Raw genomic sequence first — 21535 nt, 5'->3', positions numbered from 1 at the left:
TATACGTCAGTATGCCGAACGATATTTCCTTTCGGATTTTCCAGTCCGTTGCGCTCCGCCGAGCCGAACACCGACTGCCTGCGCGCCGCAATTGCCGCGTGCAGGCGGCCGGTGTTCACGCGTGCTTACGCGCTCAGTGCATCGGCACCGTCCCGTGCGCGTGACCGCGCGGGCGTCGTGTCGCTGACGATCTGCCCGTTGTCGAGCTTCAGCAGCCGATCAGCGAGATCGAAATAGCGGTCGTCGTGCGTGATCACGATCACGGCCTTGCCGCGCGCGCGCAGCTCGGGCAGCAGTTGCTCGTAGAACACCGCCTTGAACGACGGATCCTGGTCGGCCGCCCATTCGTCGAACAGGTAGAACGGCCGGTCCTCCAGATACGCGACGACGAGCGCGAGCCGCTTGCGCTGCCCGGTCGACAGCGCGCGGTTCGAGAACGCGCCGTCGACGACCTTCACCTTGTGATCGAGCGCGAGCTTCGCGACCAGCGCGTTCGCGCGCGCATCGGCCTGTGCGCGCGCCGGATCTTCGGGATCGACGATGCCGAGCAGCGCATCGAACAGATGGAAATCGTTGAACACCGCGCTGAAGCGTTGACGGTACGCAGCACGCTCGCGCCAGCCGATCGTCCGGCCGTCGACCTCGATCGCGCCTTCCTCCGGCTCGTAGAGCCCCGTCAGCACCTTCGCGAGCGTCGTCTTGCCGCTGCCGTTGCCGCCGACGATGAACACGAGCTCACCCGGCCGGATCGTCAGGTCGATCGGCCCGATCCGGAACATCCGTTCGTCACGCTCGTGGAAATACGCGTGCGTGACGCCCCGCAGCGTGACGGCGCCGGCCGGCGGTACGTCGGGGGCGTCGCTGGCGGGCGGCACCGTGCGCAGCGCACCGAATTCGGCCATCACGCTCTCGATGCGCCCGAGCGACACGCGCGCCGCGTTGACGGTCGGCAGGTTGTTCAGCAGTCCGTCGAGCGGCACCAGCATGAACAGGAACACGACGACGTAGCCGGCCGCCGTACCTGCATCGGCATGCACGCCCAGTTGCGGCCAGAACGCGGCCGCGCCGAGGAACACGTAGAACAGGAAGATGATCCAGCCGACGCCGACCGCATACGCGCTGAACGCGCGGCGGCGGTGGTCGCGCACTTCGCCGATCGCCGCGCCGAGCTGTCCGTCGACGAACTGGCGCGCGCGCGCGTCGTGCAGCTTCAGCTCCTTCGCGCCGGAGAACAACGAGCCGAGATAGCCGAACAGGCGATCCTGCGCCTGGCCGGCCGCCTCGAGCGACGCGATCGCACGGCGATCGCCGGTGTGATAGCCGAGCGAGCCCGCGACGATCGCGGTCAGCGCGAGCAGGCACACGGGCCACGACAGCCACGCGAGATAGCCGAGGCAACCGAACACGATCGAGCCGTGCATCACCAGGTTCGGCAGCGCGAAGAACAGCATCGACACGTTGGTCGCGTCGTCGGTCAGCACCGACTGCACAGGCGCCGCGCCGATCCGCTCGATGTCGCGCAGCTCGGCCGCGCCGACGCGCCGTGCGAGATGCACGCGCAGCCGCGCCATCGTGTCCTGCGACAGCCGGGCGAACAGCGTGCCCGACACGATGCGCGTGACGAGCGCGATCACCGCGCACAGCGCGAAGCGCCACGCGAGCGACACGTCGGCCGCACCGGGCGTCGCGAGCGCGCGGTTCAGCGTCGCGACGAGCAGCACGCTCGCGACGCCATTGAACACGCATGCGACGAGCGCCAGCGCGAGCGACGCGCGGCTTTCGCGCAGCAGCGCGAGGATCAGGCGGGCCGCGGGGCGGCCGGGGGAGGCGTCGAGGGACGGCGGGGAAGAAGGCTCGTGGGCGGCGGTCATCGGCAACATCGGTAAATGAAGGGCAGGCAAATCCTGCGGAAACGGCGGGATTGATGCGAAAGCAGCGCGCGGGACGGGCCAGTCGCGGCTTTCCTCCCTGATAGACGAACGGGCCGCGCAAATATTTAGCCGTGCCTTCAAAAAATGCATCCGTTCTCGCTTTGCGCGCAAAACGGTAAAAAATCGGCCGCGCCGTTCGTCACACCAGTGAAGCCGCCCCATGCGGCCCCGAGACTTGGCCGAAGCGGCCGGACCGAAGGACTTCACGCACATGACGAGTTTCCCGACTGCGTTGCATCACCGAATTCGCGAACTGGCGCGCCGCGCGCCCGACGCGCCCGCGCTCGCCGCGCCTTTCCAGAACGACCTGCGCCTGTCGCGCGGCGCGCTCGACGCGCGTGCGTCGCACCTTGCCCGCCAGCTGCGCGCGGCCGGGGTCGGCGCGGAAGTGCGGGTGGGCGTCTGCGTCGAACGCTCGTGCGAGCTGTTCGTCGCGCTGCTTGCCGTGCTGAAAGCGGGCGGCGTATTCGTGCCGCTCGATCCGCGTCATCCGGCCGCGCGCCTGGACTGGATCGTCCGCGATGCGCAACTGCGCCACGGGATCGTCGATGCGGCCGGCCGCGCGGCGCTCGGCGCGCCGTTCGAACACGCGTTCGACGCGATGTCCGCGGAGGCAGGTGCCGCCGCCTTCGTCGACGACGAGGACGTGCCGGTGCATCCGCGCTCGGCGGCCTACATGATCTACACGTCGGGCTCGACCGGCACGCCGAAGGCGGTGGTCGTCGAGCACGGGCCGCTCGCCGCGCATTGCGACGCGCTCGCGGCCGCGCTGCCGATCGAGGGCGGCGACCGCCTGCTGCATTTCGCGTCGGTCAATTTCGATGCCGCGCACGAATGCTGGCTCGCGCCGCTCGCGGTCGGCGCGAGCGTGACGATTGCGCCGCCGCAGCCGTTCACTCCGGACGCCGCACATGCGCTGATGGTCAGTGAATCCGTCAGCGTCGCCGCGTTTCCGCCCGCGTATCTGCGCGAATTCGCGGCCGTCGCCGCGCGCGACGGCGTGCCGCCGGCGTTGCGCGTGCTCGCGTTCGGCGGCGAAGCGCTGCCGCAACAGGCATTCGAATTCGTGCGCCGTACGTTCCCGTCGGTTCGCCTGATCAACGGCTACGGGCCGACCGAGGCCGTGATCTCCCCGATGCTGTGGCCGGTCGAGCCGGGCGAAATGCCCGTGCTGGCCGACGACGATGCGTATGCATCGCTGCCGATCGGTCGCGCGATCGGCCCGCGCGTCGCGCGCATCGATGGCGACGAGGGCGGCGAACTGCTGCTCGGCGGTGTATGCCTCGCGCGCGGCTATCACGGCCGCCCGTCGCTGACGGCCGAACGCTTCATTCCCGATACGCACGGCGAACCCGGTGCCCGCGTGTACCGAACCGGCGACCTCGCACGCCAGCGCGCCGACGGCGCGTTCGATTATCTCGGCCGTCTCGATGACCAGGTCCAGGTGCGCGGCGTGCGTGTGGAGCCCGCGGAAATCGCCGCGTGTCTGCGTGCGCACCCGGCGGTGGCCGACGCGGCCGTGATCGCCGAAACCGGCAACGGGCCGACGCGGCTGATCGCGTGCGTCGCGCTGCGCGCGGCCGCCGACGATGCGACGCTGAAGGCGCACGTGGGCGCGCTGTTGCCCGCCGCGTGGCAGCCGCACCGTTTCGTGCGCTGCGACGCGCTGCCGTATACGCTGAACGGCAAGATCGACCGTGCCGCGCTACGCGAGCGCATCGCCGGCGTCCGCGACACCGAACAATCCGCAGGCGACGAGCCGCGCACGCCGACGGAGCAGCAGATCGCGGGCCTCTGGCAGACGCTGCTCGGCCTCGACGCGACGCCGACGCGCGACGACCGCTTCTTCTCGCTGGGCGCCGATTCGCTCGCCGCGATGCAACTGCAGGCCGCGATCCGTGCCGCGCTGCGCGTGAACCTGCGGCTCGACACGCTGTTCGCCGATCCGGCGCTGGCTGAGCTGGCTGCGCACGTCGATCGCGCGGAACGCGAAACGGGCGAGCCGCTGGCCGCGATTGCCACACGCCGCGCGCCGGCCGATGCCGCTGCGTCGGGCGCCCCGTACGTCGATCGCGCCGCATCGCTCGCGCAGCAGCGCTTCTGGGTGCTCGCGCAAACGCGCGACGCGAGCGCCGCGTATCACATCGCCGCGCACTGGACGATCGACGGCGCGCTCGACCACGCCGCACTGCAGCGCGCGCTCGATCACGTGATCGAGCGGCACGACGCGTGGCGCACGACGCTCGTCGACAACGACGACGGCATCGTGATGCAGCGCATCCATGCGCATCTGCCCGTTACGATCGAGACGCTCGACCTGCGCGGTCAACCGCTGGCCGCACGCGACGCGCAAGCCGCGCGCATCGCCGAGCGCGACGCAGGCATGCCGTTCGATCTGTCGGACGGGCCGCTGCTGCGCGCGACGCTCGTCGCGCTCGCCGACGATCGCCACCGGCTGCTCCTGACCGCGCACCATGCGATCACCGACGGCTGGAGCTCGCGCTGCGCATTCGACGAGCTGTCGGCCGCGTACCGCGCGTACGCGGAAGGCCGCGAACCGTCGTTGCCGGCACTGCCGATCCAGTACGCCGACTATGCGGACTGGCAGCGCGACATGCTTGCCGGCGGCGAAGGCGAGCGTCAGCTCGACTACTGGCGCGGTGCATTGCGCGACGTGCCGGGCCCGCTTGCGCTGCCGGTCGATCGCCAGCCGGGCGCGACGCGCACGCTGCAGGGCGCGCGCGTGTCGGTCCGCCTGCCCGACGCGGTCGCTGCCGACATCCGGCGTCTCGCGCGCGACGCGCAGGCAACGGTCTTCACGGTGCTGCTGGCCGCACTCGACGCATGGCTGTCGCGCCTGACAGGCGAGACCGACGTGGTCGTCGCGGTCCCGGTTGCGCATCGCCAGCGCCCGGAAACGCGCGCGCTGCTCGGACTGTTCCTGAATACGGTCGCGCTGCGTGTGCGGGTGGCGCCGACGCTGCCGTTCCGCGCGCTGGTCGACGCGGCACGCACGGCGGCGCTCGATGCGGTCGCGCACCAGGACGTGCCGTTCGAGCGCGTCGTCGATGCGGTGAAGCCGCCCGTCAAGCGCGGCGACGAATGGCTGCGCGTGAAGTTCGCGCAGCAGTTCGATGCACGGCACGACAGCGTGCTGCCGGGCGCGACCGCGGTTGCGACGCCGGGGCCCGATCTCGCCGCGCGCTTCGACTTCGCACTGGATTTCACCGACGACGCGCACGGAATCGAACTGGTCGCCGCCTATGCAACCGACTGCATCGATGCCGACACCGCGCGCGCGTGGCTCGACAGCTATGCAGCGCTCGTCGCGACGGCCGCACATGAACCGCACCGCACGACGGCCGCGCTGCCGTGCGATGCCTCTCCGGCGTCGCGCCTGCCGCGCGACGGCCGTGCGCTGAACGTCGAGCACGCCGACATCGTCGCCGCCTTCGCGCGGCAGGCTGCCGCGTATCCGCATCGCGTCGCGCTCGTCGATGCGTCGGCGTCGCTGACGTTCGCCGAACTCGACGACGCGTCGAACCGCATCGCGCATGCGCTGAAGTTGCGCGGCGCGGCGGCCGAAGCACCCGTCATCGTCTGCATCGAGCGCTCGGCCCGCTTCGTCGTCGGCCTGCTCGGCGCACTGAAGGCCGGCGCGCTGGCCGTGCTGCTCGACCCGGCCCAGCCGGCCGCACGGATCGCGGCCGCAGGCGCCGATTGCGGCGCGCGCTGGGCCCTCGTCGCGCAGGGCCGGGATGTGGCCGCGTGGCCGGCCGGCAGCGCAGCACAGCCGCTCGACGTCGACACACTCGCGCAGGACGCGACGCTCGCGCATGCGGGCGACGTACGCGTCGCGCCGCATCCCGAGCAGGGCGCCTATCTGATCTATACGTCGGGTTCGACCGGCACGCCGAAGGGCGTCGTCGTGTCGCACGGCGCACTGGCCGATTACGTGCAGGGGATGCTCGACGAGCTCGCGTTCGCACCGGACGCGTCGTTCGCGATGGTGTCGACCGTCGCCGCCGACCTCGGCCACACGACGCTGTTCGGCGCGCTGTGCGCGGGCCGCACGCTGCACCTGCTGCCGGCCGCGTGCGCGTTCGATCCGGACCTGTTCGCGGACGAGATGCGCCGCCGCGACGTCGGCGTGCTGAAGATCGTGCCGAGCCATCTGCAGGCGCTGCTCGATGCGCGCGTGCCGGCCGACGTGCTGCCGCGCCACGCACTCGTGACCGGCGGCGAAACGCTGACGTGGGCACTCGTCGCGCGCCTGGCCGCGCTCGCGCCGGCCTGTCGCGTGATCAACCATTACGGGCCGACCGAAGCGACCGTCGGCGCGATCGCGTGCGACACCGCGTCGATCGGCGCCGATGCGCGCGACCCCGCGAGCGCCGTGCCGCTCGGCCGGCCGCTGCCGAATGCGCGCGCGCTGGTGCTTGACGCGTTCGGCGCGTGCGTGCCGGCCGGTGCAACGGGCGAGCTGTATCTGGGCGGGCCGGGCGTGGCGCGCGGCTACCTGAACCGGCCGGCGCAGACCGCCGAGCGCTTCGTGCCCGATCCGTTCACGCCCGGTGCGCGCCTGTATCGCACCGGCGACCGCGTGCGCCTGCGCGCGGACGGCCGTCTCGCATTCCTCGGCCGCATCGACGACCAGGTGAAGATTCGCGGCTATCGCGTCGAACCGGGCGAAGTGAGTGCGGCCGTGCGCGCGGCCGGCCCGGTCGCGCAAGCCGAGACGCTCGCGATCGAGCACGACGCCCGCCTGCGGCTCGCGACGTTCGTCGTGATGCGCGACGGCGCGGCATTCGACGAGGCCGCCATGCGCGCGGCACTCGGCGCGACGCTGCCCGACTACATGGTGCCCGCGCAGTTCGTCGCGCTCGCTCGCCTGCCGGTGACCGCGAACGGCAAGATCGATCGCGCGGCGCTGCGCGAACTGGCCGCCGCGCCGGTGGCGGTTGCCGCCGGCGCCGCGCCGCGGGGCCCGGTCGAAACGGCGCTCGCCGAAGTCTGGCAGGCGGTGCTGAAGGTGCCGCACGTCGGCCGCGACGACAACTTCTTCGAGCTCGGCGGCGATTCGATTCTGGTGCTGCAGGTGATCGCACGCGCCCGCAAGCGCGGCGTGCGCTTCACGCCGAAGCAGCTGTTCGACGGCCCGACGGTCGCGGAACTCGCGCGCATCGCGAAAACCGGGGACGTCGCCGCTGCAGCGCCGGCAACGATATCGTCCGCGCCGGCTCAGGCCGCAACGGCTACCGCGGCTGCCGCGGCGACGATCTTGACGCCCGCGCAGCAGCGCTTCTTCGCGCTCGACGTGCCGCATCCGGGCCACTGGAACCAGTCGGTCGCGTTCGACGTGCGCGATCCGTTCGACGCTGATGCATTCGCGCGCGCGTTCGACGCGCTGCTCACGCATCACGACGCCTTCCGCCAGCGCTTTGCACACAGTGCGGATGGCCACTGGCACGCGCGCGATGCAGCGAAACCGTACGACGCACTCCCGTTCGTCGAGGTCGCCGCGCAAGACGAAGGCGACGCGCTGGCGCGCTTCGACGCCTTGCAGCGCCGCCTCGATCTCGGCCGCGGGCCGCTCGCGTGCGCATGTGCGGCGCGGCTGCCGGACGGCGCGACACAGCTGTATCTGGCGATTCATCACGCGATCGTCGACGGCGTGTCGTGGCGCATCCTGCTCGACGATCTGGACGCCGCGTATCGCGCCGCATGCGAACGCACGCCGGTTCGCCTGTCGCCGCCGGGCTTGCGTGCGGATGCCTGGGCCGCGCGCCTCGCGCGTGCCGCGACGGAACCGGCATCGCCGTTCGCCGCTGAAACGGCTTACTGGGCCGGCATGGCGCAGGGCGACGACCTCGTGCCCGATCATCCCGACGCACCCGCGACGAACGCCGACACGGCCGTCGTCGTGCAGACGATCGACGCGGCGCTGACCCGCGCCGCGCTGACCGACGCGCACGCGGCGTATCGCACGCAGACGATCGAACTGCTGGGCGCGGCGCTCGCACTGGCGCTGGCCGGTGCCGACGGCGCCGCGTCGTGCCGCATCGAATTCGAGGGGCATGGCCGCGAGGCGTTGTTCGATGATGCGGACGCGAGTCGCACGATCGGCTGGCTGACGAGCCACTATCCGGTCACGCTGCCGGTCGAAGCCACCGCGCGCGACACGCTGTGCGCCGTCAAGGACACGCTGCGCGCGGTGCCGCACAAGGGGCTCGGCTTCGGCGTGCTCGCGCACTACGGCGACGCGGCGACGCGTGCGGCGCTGGCCGCCGTGCCGCGTCCGCGCGTCACGTTCAACTATCTCGGCCAGTTCGACGCGCCGCGCGACGCGACGCTCGTGCCGCGCTTCGGTGGCACCGGCATCGAGCGTGACCCGCAAGGGCCGCTCGGCAACACGCTCGCGATTCACGCATACGTCGATACCGACCGCGACGGCACACGCACGCTGAAGGTTCACTGGGTATACGGCACGCCGCAGTTCGAGCGCGCGACGATCGATGCATTCGCGGATCGCTTTGCCGCCGCGCTGCGCGAACTCGCCGACGCATGCGCATCGCGTGTCGCGCATCGCGGCGGCGGTGCGACGCCGGGCGATTTCCCGCTCGCGCGGGCCGCCGGCCTCACGCAGGCCGCGATCGAGCGCGCGCCGCTCGACTGGCGCACGATCGACGACATGTATCCGCTGTCGCCGATGCAGCAGGGGATCCTGTTCCATGCGCTGTTCGCGCCGGGTCATGCAAGCTACGTGAACCAGCTCGTCGCGACCGCGACGGCGCTCGATGCCGACCGGCTCGTGGCCGCATTCGCCGCATCCATCGCACGCCACGATATCCTGCGCACCAGCGTGATGCCCGACGAGGCCGCACCGCTGCAATGCGTGCATCGCCACGCGCGGATGCCGGTCGAACAGCTCGACTGGCGCACGCGCGGCGACGCGCTGGACACCGATTTCGACGCGTGGCTCGCGGCCGACCGCGAACGCGGCTTCGACTGGCTCGAGCCGCCGCTGATGCGGCTCACGCTGATCCGCGTGACGGACGACGCGTGGCGCGTCGTGTGGACGCGCCACCACGTGCTGCTCGACGGGTGGAGCACGGCGCGCCTGCTCGGCGACGTGCTGCGCGACTATCGTGACCCCGACGCGGTGTCGCCGTTCGAGCGCCGCCCGGCGCTGCGCTATCGCGACTTCATCGCGTGGCTCGGCACGCGCGACCGCGAGGCCGACGAGCGGTTCTGGACCGGGCGGCTCGCGCGTCTCGACGCACCGACGCTGATCGCCGAGCGCGTGGCCGACCGTGCGGATGCCGACATGGTCACGTGGCGCGCGACGATCGACGCGGCGGCGACGACGCGTGTCGCGCAAACGGCGCGGGCGCTGAAGCTGACCGTCAACACGCTGGTGCAGGGCGCCTGGGCGCTCGCGCTGCAGCGCATGACGCACCAGCCGGCCGTCGCGTTCGGCGCGACCGTCGCGGGCCGTCCCGATGCGCTCGCGGACGTCGACACGGTGCTCGGTCTCTTCATCAACACGCTGCCGGTTATCACGGCACCCGCGCCGCAACAACGCGCAGCCGACTGGCTGCAAGCGCTGCAACGCGAAAACGCGGCTGCCGCCGAGCATGCGCATACGCCGCTCGCCGACATCCAGCGCTGGGCACGCGGCGCCGGCGGCGCACTGTTCGACACGCTGGTCGTGTTCGAGAACTATCCCGTCGACGAGGCGGTGCTCGACGCCGATTCGCGCGCACTCACACTGAGCGGCGTGCGCAGCATCGAGTCGACCGATTTCGCGCTGACGCTCGTGATCGAGAGCGGCGCCGAACTGACGATCGACTACGGATACGACACCGCACGCGTCGACGCGCATCAGGTCGAGCGCTGGCACCGCGCGTTCGCATGTGCGCTCGATGCGCTGGTCCGCACGCCGCACGCGCTGCTCGGCACGCTGTCGATCGCCGACGACGCGACGCGCGACGCACTGGCGCGCGCGCAGGACACCGCGCGGACGTGGCCGGATGCGCAACGGCAGCCGCTGCATCTGCAATTCGCGGCCGCCGCACGGGCAACGCCCGACGCGATCGCGCTCGAATACGCGGATGTCCACGGTGGCGTGCAGCGCGCGACCTATCGCGAGCTCGACCTGAACATGACACGCGTCGCCGCCGCATTGCGCAGGCGCGGCGTGCGGCCCGACACGCCGGTTGCGCTGTGCGTCGAGCGTTCGTTCGACATGGTGACGGCGCTCGTCGGCGTGCTGAAGGCCGGCGCCGCGTACCTGCCGGTCGATCCCGACTATCCGGCCGAGCGCATCGCGTACCTGCTGCGCGACGCGCAGCCCGCGGTCGCGATCACGCAGGCGCATCTGCGCGAGCAGGTCGAGGCCGCGCTCGGCGACGAAGCGCCGACGCAACTGCTGACGGTGGCCGATCTGCTTGCGGACGAGGCGTGCGAAGTGGCCGATGCCGCCGCCGACGTCGCAACCGACATTGACGACGCACGGCTCGCGTACCTGATCTATACGTCCGGCTCGACCGGCAAGCCGAAGGGCGCCGGCAACACGCACGGCGCGCTCGCGAACCGGATCGCGTGGATGCAGCACGCGTACCGGCTGACGCCCGACGACGTCGTGCTGCACAAGACGCCGTTCGGCTTCGACGTGTCGGTGTGGGAATTCGTGTGGCCGCTCGCGACCGGCGCGAAGCTCGCGATCGCCGCGCCCGGCGACCACCGCGATCCGGCCCGCCTCGCGGCCGCGGTCCATGCGCACGGCGTGACGGTGCTGCACTTCGTGCCGTCGATGCTGGCCGCGTTCGCCGCGTATCTCGACGATTTTTCGGCCGCCGCGCAATGCGACAGCGTGCGCCTGATCGTCGCGAGCGGTGAGGCGCTCGCGCCCGAACTCGTCGCGAAGGTCGCGCGCCTCGTGCCGAACGCGACGCTCGTGAACCTGTACGGGCCCACGGAAGCCGCGATCGACGTGTCGCACTGGACCTGCGGCCCCGACGACGCCAGCGCCGTCGCAGTGCCGATCGGCCATCCGATCGCGAACCTGCAACTGCACGTGCTCGACGCGGCGTGGCAGAGCGTGCCGGCCGGCGCGACCGGCGAACTGTATCTGGCGGGCGCGGGCCTCGCGCGTGGCTATCTCGGCCGCCCGGGGCTGACCGCCGAGCGTTTCGTGCCCGATCCGTTCGTGCCCGGCGCCCGCATGTATCGCACCGGCGACCTCGCGCGGCGTCGCGCCGACGGCGCGCTCGACTACCTCGGCCGCGTCGACATGCAGGTGAAGCTGCGCGGCCAGCGGATCGAGCCGGGCGAGATCGAGGCGCTGCTGCGCGCCGCGCCCGGCGTGCGCGACGCGGTCGTGATCGTGCGCGACGAGCAGCTGATCGGCTATGTCGCATGTGGCGACTCGGGGCCGCTCGACCGTGCCGCGTTACTGGATTCACTGCGCGCGCAGTTGCCGGCTTACATGGTGCCGTCGCAGCTGATCGAACTCGACGCGCTGCCGGTCACGCCGAACGGCAAGTGCGACCGCCATGCGTTGCCCGCGCCGGTGCGCGAGGCGATCGCGGCCGTCGAGCTAGCAACCGACACGCAGCGCGCGCTCGCGGCGATCTGGCAGCGCGTGCTGCACGTGGACGCGATCGGCCGCGACGACGATTTCTTCCTGCTCGGCGGCCACTCGCTGCTCGCGACGCAGGCCCATGCGCAGGCGAACCTGCACTGGGGCCTCGCGCTGCCGCTGCGCACGCTGTTCGACACCCGCACGCTTGCACGCTGCGCGGACGCGATCGACGCGGCCTGCGCGGCACGCGGCGAGACCGACGCGGCGAGCGCGATCGATGCGCTGCTCGGCGAACTGGAAGCCCAATAAGGATAACGAATGACGAAGGCTCAACCCGACTGGCTCGCGCTTGCGACGCGCTTCACGCAACTGCCGGACGCGCAGCGCGCGGTGTTCATCGACAAGCTCGGCGCGGCCGGCATCGACTTCCGCATGCTGCCGATCCCGCCACGCACGCCGCGCGCCGACCGCGTGCCGGCATCGTTCGCGCAGACGCGGCTGTGGTTGCACGCGCGGTTGATCGACGCGCCTCACGCGTATCACATCACCGAGCGGCTCGCGCTGACGGGCCCGCTCGACGCGCATGCGCTGCGGCTCGCGTGCGACGCGCTGATCGCGCGCCATGAAGCGCTGCGCACGACCTTCGACGAAGCGGAGGACGGCGTCGCGCAGACGATCCATCCGCCGCTGCGCTGCCCCTGGCGCGAGACCGATCTCGAAGCGTTGCCCGACGCGCAGCGCGTCGCGCGCGCCGAAAGCGTCGCAATGGCCGATGAAGCCGAGCCGTTCGATCTCGGCGCGGCACCGCTCGTGCGCGCACACCTGATCCGCTTCGACGCGACGCAACACTGGCTCGCGCTGACCGTTCATCACATCGTGTCGGACGGCTGGTCGTCGGACGTGATGCTGTTTGAACTCGCGGCGTTCTATCGCGCGTATGCGTCGGGGGAACCCGTACCGCTCGCGCCGCTGCCGATCCAGTACGCGGACTACGCGCTGTGGCAGCGCCGCTGGCTCGATGCCGGCGAGCGCGACCGGCAACTGGCGTTCTGGCGCGAGCGGCTCGACCCGCAGCGCGGCGTGCTGACGCTGCCCGGCGCAGCCGCGCGGCCCGCTCGCCGCAGCGCGCGCGGCGCACGTCACGTGTTTTCGCTCGACGCGCGCATCGGTGCGCGGCTGCGTGCGTTCGCAGCCGCGTCGGGCGCGACGCCGTTCGCGGTGTTGCTCGCGGCGCTCGACGCGCTGCTCGCGCGTGCGACCGGCGACGCGCGGATCTGCGTCGGCGTGCCGGCCGCGAACCGCGAACGCGCGGAAACGGCCGGCCTGATCGGCTTCTTCGTCAACACGCTCGCGATCGACGTCGACGTGCCCGCGCACGGCGATTTCTCGTCGCTGGTCGCGCGTACGCAGTGCGCGCTCGTCGATGCGCAGATGCACCAGGACGTGCCGTTCGAGCAGATCGTCGACGCGCTCGGCGTGCCGCGCAGCGCGAGCCACCATCCGCTGTTCCAGGTGATGGCCGCGTACGGCGAGCGCCGCGCGCTGCCGGCGCTGGGCGCGGCAGCGGCAACCTTGCTGCCGTCCGGCACGCCGTCCGCCAAATTCGACCTGACGCTTTCCGTCGAGGCGACGCCCGACGGCACGTTCGATGCCGCGTTCATCCATGCGCTCGACCTGTTCGACGGCGATGCGATCGCGCGGCTGGCCGCGCGCTTCGTCACGCTGCTCGCCGATGCGCTCGCGCGCCCCGACGTGCCGATCGGCGATCTCGACTGGCTGCCGGCCGACGAACGTGCGCAACTGTTCGCGTGGAACGCGCCGGCGGGCGCGGCCGAAGCCGAGCCGTTCGTCCCGGTCCACGCGCGCATCGCCGCGCAGGCGCACGCGCGGCCCGACGCACGCGGTGTCGCCGACATCGATCGCGCGCTGACGCGCGGTGAGGTCGACGCGCGCGCGGCGCGCATCGCGCGCAACCTCGTCGCGGCCGGCATGCGGCCCGAAATGCGCGTCGGCGTCGCGCTGCAGCGTTCGGTCGACCTGCTGGTCGCGCTGATCGCGGTGCTGAAGTCGGGCGCCGCGTTCGTGCCGCTCGATCCGGCCCATCCGCGCGAACGCCTCGCGCAGATCGTCGGCGATGCGGGCATCGCGCACGTGCTGACCGACGGCGCGAGCGCCGCATCGCTGCCCGAGCTGCCGGCACTACGCGTCTGGCGCGCGGACGAAGTCGACGCACTCGACGAAGCCGCGGACGTCGCACTGCCGGACGTGCTGCCCGGTTATGCGGCATACGCGATCTACACGTCGGGCTCGACCGGCAAGCCGAAAGGCGTGATCGTCGATCACGCGGCGTTCGCGCGGCATTGCGTGGCGATCGCCGAGCGCTATGGCGCGGGCGAGAACGACGTGTTCCTGCTGTTCCAGTCGGTCAACTTCGACGGCGCGCATGAAGGCTGGTTTTCGCAATACCTGTCAGGTGCCGCGGTGTCGGTGACGGCCGACGTGCTGTGGCCGCCCGCGCAGACCTGCGCGATGATGATTCGCGACGGCGTGACGATGACCTACGTGCCGCCCGGCTGCGCCGCGCAGCTCGCCGAATGGGCGCTCGTGCACGGCGCGCCGCCGACGTTGCGCTCGTTGACCGTCGGCGGCGAAGCCACCTCGCGCGAAGCGTTCGCGATGCTGCGCCGCGCGATGCCGAACGTGCGCGTGGTCAACGGCTACGGCCCGACCGAAACCGTGATCACGCCGACGCTGTGGATGTTCCGCCCCGGCGACGATCTCGCGAAGCTGGGCGACACCGCGTATCTGCCGATCGGCACGCTGGTCGGCGCGCGCACCGCGCACGTGCTCGACGCGCGGCTGCATCCGCTGCCGGTCGGCGTGATCGGCGAACTGTACCTGGGCGGCGAGGGGATCGGCGTCGCGCGCGGCTACCTCGATCGTCCCGCGCTGACGGCCGAGCGCTTCGTGCCCGATCCTTACGGTGCGCCGGGCGCGCGCCTGTATCGCACGGGCGACCTCGTGCGGCGTCGCGCGGATGGCGTGTTCGACTTCATCGGCCGCGTCGATCATCAAGTGAAACTGCGCGGGCTGCGCATCGAGCTCGGCGAGATCGAGGCGCAGCTGGCTGCGCACGACGCGGTGCGCGAAGCGTGCGCGGTCGTGCACGGGCAGGGCGCGCAGGCGCAGCTCGTCGCCTACGTCGAACTGACCGCCGACGCGCAAGCGGCCGCGCAACCGGTCGAAGCCGCGACGCTCGACGCGCATCTGCGCCGCACGCTGCCTGACTACATGGTGCCCGCGCAACTGATCGTGCTCGACGCGCTGCCGCGCAACGCGAACAGCAAGGTCGACCGTGCGCGGCTGCCGGCGCCCGTGCGCGTCGAACGCGCATACGAAACGCCGCACGACGGCGACGAAACCGCACTCGCGGCGATCTGGCGCGACGTGTTGAACGTCGAGCGCGTCGGTCGCCGCGATCACTTCTTCGAACTCGGCGGCCATTCGCTGGCGGCGGTGCGCGTCGCGACGCGCGTCGCCGAGCGGCTCGGCCGCGACGTGCCGGTGCGCGCCTTGTTCGAAGCGCCGGTGCTCGCGCAATACGCACGCCACGTGGCCGATGCGCCGCGCGCCGCGCACGCCGGTGCCGCCGTACCGGGCATCGCGGTGGTCAAACCCGATGCGTTCGGCGTATGGCCGCTGTCGCCCGCGCAGCTCGGCCTGTGGTTCCTGTGGCGCGCGCAGCCGGACAGCGCCGCATACAACATTCCGGTCGCGCTGCGCGTGCGCGGCCCGCTCGACGTCGATGCACTGCGCGCCGCGTTCTCGGCTGCGGCGGCCGCGCACCCGGCGCTGCGCACGCGGCTCGTCGCGCGCGACGGCATGCCGCCGGGCCAGCGGATCGACATCGCGCCGCCCGTCGCGCTGCCGCTCGTCGACTTGTCCGCGCTGCCCGATGCGCTCGCCCGCGCGGCGGCGCTGACCAATGCCGACGCACTCGCGCCGTTCGATCTCGCGGCCGATGCGCCGCTGTGGCGCGCACGCGTGCTGCGGCTCGGCGCGGACGATCACGTGTTGTCGGTGACGATCCATCACATCGTGTCGGATGGCGAATCGATCGAGCTGTGGCTCGACGCGGTGCGCGCAGGCTATGTCGATCTGGTGCGTGGCGGGGCGGAATCGGTATCGACGCCGCCTCGAAACACGTCGCTCGTGCTGCCCGCGCCGTGCCACCCGGCCCGCGTCGCGTACTGGCGCGACGCGCTGGCCGACCTGCCGCCGCCCGTGCTGCCACAGCGCGCAAACGCGCCGGCCGTCCCGCAATGGCGTGCGGCGCGCATCGCGTTCGAATTCGACGCATCGCTGATCCGTGCCGCGCGCGACGCCGCGTCGGCCGCGCACGCGACACTGCCGATGCTGCTGCACGCGGCGCTCAACACCGCGCTGTTCCGCGTGACCGGTGCGGCCGATCAGCCGGTCGGCGTCCTGGCATCGACGCGCGAGCTGACGGGGGATGCCGCGCGCGATGCGCTCGGTCTTTTCATCAATTCCGTGGTCGTGCGCACACGGCTCGACACCTCAGCCTGCCGCTCGGACGTGCTCGCGCAGGTGCGCGATACGGCGCTCGCCGCGTATGCGCACGCCGACGTGCCGTTCGCCGACGTCGTCGCCGCGCTGCGCGCGCCGCGTGCCGCGCAGGCCAATCCGCTGTTCCAGGTGATGTTCAACTACCTGCGTCCGACCGGTGCCGCCGCACGCGACTGGGCCGGCTTGTCGCTTGCCGAGTTCGATGACGTGCGTCATCGCGTCGTGTTCACGCTCGAGCTGGACGTCGTCGAGCATCCGGACGGCAGCGTGAGCGCTGCGTTCTCGTATGCGGACGAACTGCTCGACGGCGATTTCGTCGACGCGCTCGTCGACCTCTATCACGACGAGGTCGCGCGTTTCGCCGGTGCGCCGGAAGCGGCGCTCGGCGCGCCCGACGCGCTGTTCGCCGCGTCGGCGGCGGTCGCAGTCGCACCGGCCGGCGGCGCGGCGATGCAGGTCATGACGACATCGTGCGCGCCGGACGCGGCAGCCGCGCTCGCCGCGCTGTGGTCGGACACGTTCGCGACGGCCGCACCCGCACCCTGTGCCGATCTGTTCGAAGCGGGCGCGACTTCATTCGACGTGGTGCGCTTCGTCGATGCGGCCGGCCGCGCCGGGCTCGCGCTGACGGTGGCCGACGTATTCGCGTCGCCGACGCTCGCGGCGCTCGGCGCGCGTATCGATGCGTCGGCCGAAACGGAGCAGGAGGTGCCCGATGCTGGCTGAAGTGCGTCCGGACGGATTCACGATGCCGGATACGTGCCGACTCGCGTTCGCGGACGGCCTGTTCTCCGTACGCGACGACGCGGAGATCCGCGTCGCGCAGGGCGACGGCATCGGCGCGCAGCTGCTGCGCGCGCAGCTCGCGGACGACGGCACGCTGCGCCTCGTCGCGTACAACCATCGCGCGGCGCCGGGCGACCAGCGCCGCGCGCTGCTGGCCGCGCTCGCCGCCGCGTTTTCCGACGACGCGCGCCGCGCGGCGATCCGGCTCGACCCGGCCGCGTGGCCGGCGGTCGCGCTCGATGCGCTGCGCGCGAGCGGCGTGCTCGGCGACGGCGGCCTGTGCATGCGTGAAGGCTGGGCGCAGCAAGCCGATCTGTGGCGCGTCGGCACGCCGCTGCCATGCGCGACGCTGCCGATGCTGACCGACGGCCGGCGGCATCCGCGCCGGCCGCCCGCGCCGCGCGGTGACGTGTATGCGCGCGACCTGCCGGCACTCGGCGTGCGTTTCACGCTGCGCGGCTGGCAGCCGGGCGAGGACGCCACGCGCCTGGCGAACTGGTTCGACGCGCCGCGCGTGCGCGACGGCTGGCCGGGCACGCAGCCCGGCGCACACGGCACGGCGCCCGATGCCGATCCGCACGTGAGCCCGCTCGTCGGCTGCTTCGACGGCGAACCCTTCGCGTACGTCGAGGCGTTCTGGCTGAAGGAGGACCCGCTCGCGCCGCACGTCGGCGCGCGCGATTACGACCGCGGACTGCGGATGCTGGTCGGGGAATCGCGCTGGCGCGGCCCGCATTGCGTGGCGGGCTGGCTGCCGTCGGTCGTGCATTACCTGTTCCTCGACGATCCGCGCACCGAAGCGGTCGGCTGCGCGGTCCCGGCCGGCCGCGCGCGGGTCGTCGACACCCTCGCGCGGCACGGCTTCGCGCGGCAGCGCCGCCTGGCGCTTGCCGACGGGCAGCCGCTGTGGATGCGCACGCTGCGCGAGACCTTCTTCTCCGGCCGTCACGTCTGACGAGCCGGATTCACCGACAAGGGAGCTGAGAGACATGCAGAGAGAAACCGTATTCGACCTGATCGGCGTCGGCTTCGGGCCGTCGAACCTGGCGCTGGCCGTGCGCCTCGCGGAACGCAACGGCACGCGCCCGTTCGCGCATTGCTTCGTCGAACGCCAGCCGGAATTCGGCTGGCACCGCGGCATGCTGCTTGACGACTGCCGGATGCAGATCTCGTTTCTGAAGGATCTCGTCACGATGCGCGATCCGAAGAGCCGCTACACGTTCATCAACTACCTGTTCGAACGCGGCCGGCTGAACGAATTCGTCAACCTGAAGAACTTCTATCCGACCCGCATCGAATTCCACGACTATCTGAGCTGGGTCGCCGACGCATTCGACGAGCACGTCCATTACAGCGAAACCGTCACCGCGATCGAGCCCGTGCGCGGCGACGGCGCGCGGATCGACGCGCTGCGCGTGCTGTCGCGCGATGCGGCCGGCCGCGAGCGCCAGCGCGTGACGCGCGCGCTGTCGGTCGGCGTCGGCGGCACGCCGGCTGTGCCGGACGCGTTCGCCGCGCTCGGCCGCGATCGCGTGCTCCATTCGTCGTCCTACCTGACCGACATCGACCGGCTGGTCGCAGCGCCGGACGGCGAGCGCCGCCGCGTCGCGGTGATCGGCGCGGGGCAGAGCGCGGCCGAGGTGTTCATCGACCTTGCGCGCCGTTTCCCGCACGTCGACGCGAGCCTCGTGATGCGGGCAGGTGCATTGAAACCGGCCGACGACAGCCCGTTCGTCAACGAGATCTTCAGCCCCGAGTTCACCGACGTCGTCTACGCGCAGCCGCACGACGCGCGCCGCGCGCTGCTCGAGCGCTATCGCGACACCAACTACGCGGTGGTCGATCGGCCGCTGATCGAGCAGATCTACGAAATGCTGTACCTGCAGCGCATCGACGGCACGCCGCGCCATGCGCTGCTCGCGAACAGCGCGATCGAGGCCGCGGTGCGCACCGCCGACGGCCGCATCGAGCTGACGCTGCGCGACCGGATGAACGGCGCGACGCGCGTCGAACGCTTCGACGCGCTCGTGCTCGCGACCGGCTACCGGCGCGACACGCATTCGACGCTGCTCGAAGGGCTCGCGCCGCATCTGGGCGATGCGCTCACGCGCGGCGACGTCACGCGCGACTACCTGCTCGCCACACCCGGGCACTTCGCGCCGCGCATCTACCTGCAAGGCTGCTGCGAAGACAGCCACGGCCTGTCCGACACGCTGCTGTCGGTCCTGGCGCGCCGCGCGGACGAAATCTGCGCGTCGCTCGAAGAAGGGACCGCGCCCGCCGATGACGATGGCGCGACCCGGGCACTGCATGAACAACGACATCAAGACGGGGCGAGCGCGGGCCGCATGGCTTTCGCTCTTTGACAAAGGCGCGGTCGGAGACCGCATCGGAAAAGTGGAGCAGAGAAAGATGGAGTGGGCAACAGGCACGCGTGTGCGTGCGATCGCAGCCGCGGCGAGCGTGGCGTTCGGGATGGCGGCAGGGCACGCATACGCGCAGACGGCGCCGGCCGTGAACGCAGGCGCCGCGGCGTCGGCCGGCAATGTGCAGAACGGCGCGACGTCCGGCACGCTGCCGGCGATCAACGTCAACGCGGGCTCGGACGGCGACGGCACGGTCGGGCTCGTCGCGAAGCGCAGCAGGACCGGCACCAAGACCGATACGTCGATCAACGAAATCCCGCAGACGATCAACGTCGTCACCGCGCAGCAGATCGAGATGACCGGCGCGACCGACGTGAACGCGGCGCTGCGCTACGTGCCGGGCTTCTCGTCGTACGGCTCGGACAACCGCTCCGACTGGTACGCGGCACTGCGCGGCTTCACGCCGACCGCGTACGTGAACGGCCTGCAGGTGCCGAACACGCTGAACCTGTCGAGTTGGCGCGTCGATCCGTACATGATCGACAGCATCACCGTGCTGCGCGGACCGACGTCGGTGCTGTACGGTGCCGGCGACCCGGGCGCGATCATCGACGTGCAGACCAAGACGGCCGACGGCGAACGCGTGCGCGAAGCCGGCGTGCAGTTCGGCAACTACGCGCGCAAGCAGTTCATGATCGATGTCGGCGACAAGCTCGACGCGGACGGCAAGTACGCGTACCGGTTCGTCGGCGTCGCCCGCGACGGCAACGCGCTGACGGGCCCGAACAACGACCAGCGCGTCGCGCTCGCGCCGTCGTTCCGCTGGCGCCCGGACGCGGATACGTCGCTGACGCTGTCCGCCACGTATCTGCAGGACTGGGGCGACATCTCGTCGAACTTCCTGCCGGCGCAAGGCACGGTGCAGCCGAACCCGAACGGGCAGCTCGACAAGGACGTCTATGGCGGCGACCCCGATTTCAACTACTACCGCAAGAAGCAGTGGTCGCTCGGCTACCAGTTCGAGCGGAACCTGAACGCGATGTGGACGTTCCGGCAGAACGTGCGCTGGATGCACCTGTCGCTCGACAACGGCTCCGTGTTCGGCGCGGGCTTCGCCGACGGCAGCCTGACTGACATCAACCGCTGGGCCGGCGTGTTCCAGACAAACTACAGCCGCTTCGACATCGACAACAACTTGCAGGGCCGCTTCGGCACGGGGCCGCTCGAGCACACGCTGCTGCTCGGCTTCCAGTACAACCGGCAGACCGCTACCGACAGCGAATGGCTGGCCGCCGCACCGACGCTGAACATCTATAACCCGGTCTACACGCCGGTCACGCTGTCCGTGTTCTCGCCGCCGAACACCACGTACCGCACCAACACGTACACGACGATGAACACGTTCGGGCTGTACGTGCAGGACCAGGTCAAGTGGAATCGCTGGACGCTGACGCTCGGCGGCCGCGAGGACTGGGTGAACCAGCGGATGGACGACCGCGAGGGCGGCACGCAGTCGAAGGCCGACATCACGGCGTTCACCGGCCGCGTGGGCCTCACGTACCAGGGCGACTACGGGCTGTCGCCGTACGTCAGCTACGCGACGTCGTTCAACCCGCTGATCGGCGTGAACCTGTATGGCGGCGGGCTGCCGCAACCGACGCGCGGCAAGCAGATCGAGGCCGGCTTGCGCTGGCAGCCGCCCGGCAAGAACCTGATGCTGAGCGCGGCGATCTACCAGATCAACCAGACCAACGTGCTCACGCCGACGCCGCTCAATCTCGATCCGTCCGGCACGACGTCGGTCCAGACCGGTGAAGTGCGTTCGCGCGGGATCGAGCTGAACGCGACCGGCAAGCTCACGCGGAACCTGTCGCTGATCGCGTCCTACGTCTACCAGGACGTGAAGAACGTGCAGGCCAACGACGCATCGCTGAACAACTGGCCGGTCGACATTCCGCGGCCGCGTCAGATGGCGTCGCTGTGGGCGGACTGGACATGGCACACGGGGCCGCTCACGGGCTTCGGCCTGGGCGGCGGCGTGCGCTACCAAAGTGCGTCGGCCGGTGCGGCGGACAACTCGCTGACGGTCGCGAGCTACACGCTGTTCGACGCGGGCGTGCATTACGACACACGCAACTGGCGCTTTGCCGTGAACGGGACGAACCTGTTCAACCGCCACTACATCAGCGGTTGCCAGTCGACGAGCGTCTGCATTTTCGGTACCGACCGCACGGTGATCGCCACCGCGAAATACAACTGGTGATGCCGCGCGCCGCGGC

General features: G+C 71.2%; 6 protein-coding genes. 5 read left to right on the top strand and 1 reads right to left on the bottom strand.

The annotated features are described in order from the left end of the window. Positions 1-125: 125 nt before the first annotated feature. Positions 126-1871, bottom strand: coding sequence for a cyclic peptide export ABC transporter (locus WS66_RS21140; RefSeq protein WP_059606944.1), 1746 nt, complete (start codon positions 1869-1871; stop codon positions 126-128). A 271-nt stretch (positions 1872-2142) separates the two neighbouring features. Between WS66_RS21140 and WS66_RS21135 the strand changes: the two genes are divergently transcribed. Genes WS66_RS21135 through WS66_RS21115 form a run of 5 tightly spaced genes read left to right on the top strand, consistent with a single transcriptional unit; the run spans position 2143 to position 21519 of the window. Further along, on the top strand, positions 2143-11826 hold the full coding sequence (locus WS66_RS21135; protein ID WP_059606946.1) for a non-ribosomal peptide synthetase: 9684 nt from the start codon (positions 2143-2145) through the stop codon (positions 11824-11826). A gap of 9 nt (positions 11827-11835) precedes the next feature. Then, on the top strand, positions 11836-16830 hold the full coding sequence (locus WS66_RS21130; RefSeq protein ID WP_059606723.1) for a non-ribosomal peptide synthetase: 4995 nt from the start codon (positions 11836-11838) through the stop codon (positions 16828-16830). Then, positions 16820-17845: a GNAT family N-acetyltransferase gene (locus tag WS66_RS21125; protein ID WP_059606725.1), complete on the top strand. Its 1026-nt coding sequence runs from the start codon at positions 16820-16822 to the stop codon at positions 17843-17845. The genes WS66_RS21130 and WS66_RS21125 overlap by 11 nt, the downstream gene beginning before the upstream one ends. 34 nt (positions 17846-17879) lie before the next feature. Then, positions 17880-19256: a lysine N(6)-hydroxylase/L-ornithine N(5)-oxygenase family protein gene (locus tag WS66_RS21120; protein ID WP_059606726.1), complete on the top strand. Its 1377-nt coding sequence runs from the start codon at positions 17880-17882 to the stop codon at positions 19254-19256. A 46-nt stretch (positions 19257-19302) separates the two neighbouring features. Then, entirely contained in the window at positions 19303-21519 is a 2217-nt protein-coding gene (locus WS66_RS21115; RefSeq protein WP_059606728.1) for a TonB-dependent siderophore receptor, read from the top strand. Positions 21520-21535: the final 16 nt, after the last annotated feature.

The organism is Burkholderia sp. LA-2-3-30-S1-D2 (assembly GCF_001523915.2).
GTDB classification, from domain to species: Bacteria; Pseudomonadota; Gammaproteobacteria; order Burkholderiales; family Burkholderiaceae; genus Burkholderia; species Burkholderia diffusa.
This window is presented reverse-complemented; position numbering and strand designations above follow the sequence as displayed.

Bases quoted from the DNA above. Each gene is read 5' to 3' on its own strand.
- WS66_RS21125 (WP_059606725.1), top strand. From the start codon at position 16,820: ATGCTGGCTGAAGTGCGTCCGGACGGATTCACGATGCCGGATACGTGC.
- WS66_RS21120 (WP_059606726.1), top strand. From the start codon at position 17,880: ATGCAGAGAGAAACCGTATTCGACCTGATCGGCGTCGGCTTCGGGCCG.
- WS66_RS21130 (WP_059606723.1), top strand. From the start codon at position 11,836: ATGACGAAGGCTCAACCCGACTGGCTCGCGCTTGCGACGCGCTTCACG.
- WS66_RS21135 (WP_059606946.1), top strand. From the start codon at position 2,143: ATGACGAGTTTCCCGACTGCGTTGCATCACCGAATTCGCGAACTGGCG.
- WS66_RS21140 (WP_059606944.1), bottom strand. From the start codon at position 1,871: ATGACCGCCGCCCACGAGCCTTCTTCCCCGCCGTCCCTCGACGCCTCC.
- WS66_RS21115 (WP_059606728.1), top strand. From the start codon at position 19,303: ATGGAGTGGGCAACAGGCACGCGTGTGCGTGCGATCGCAGCCGCGGCG.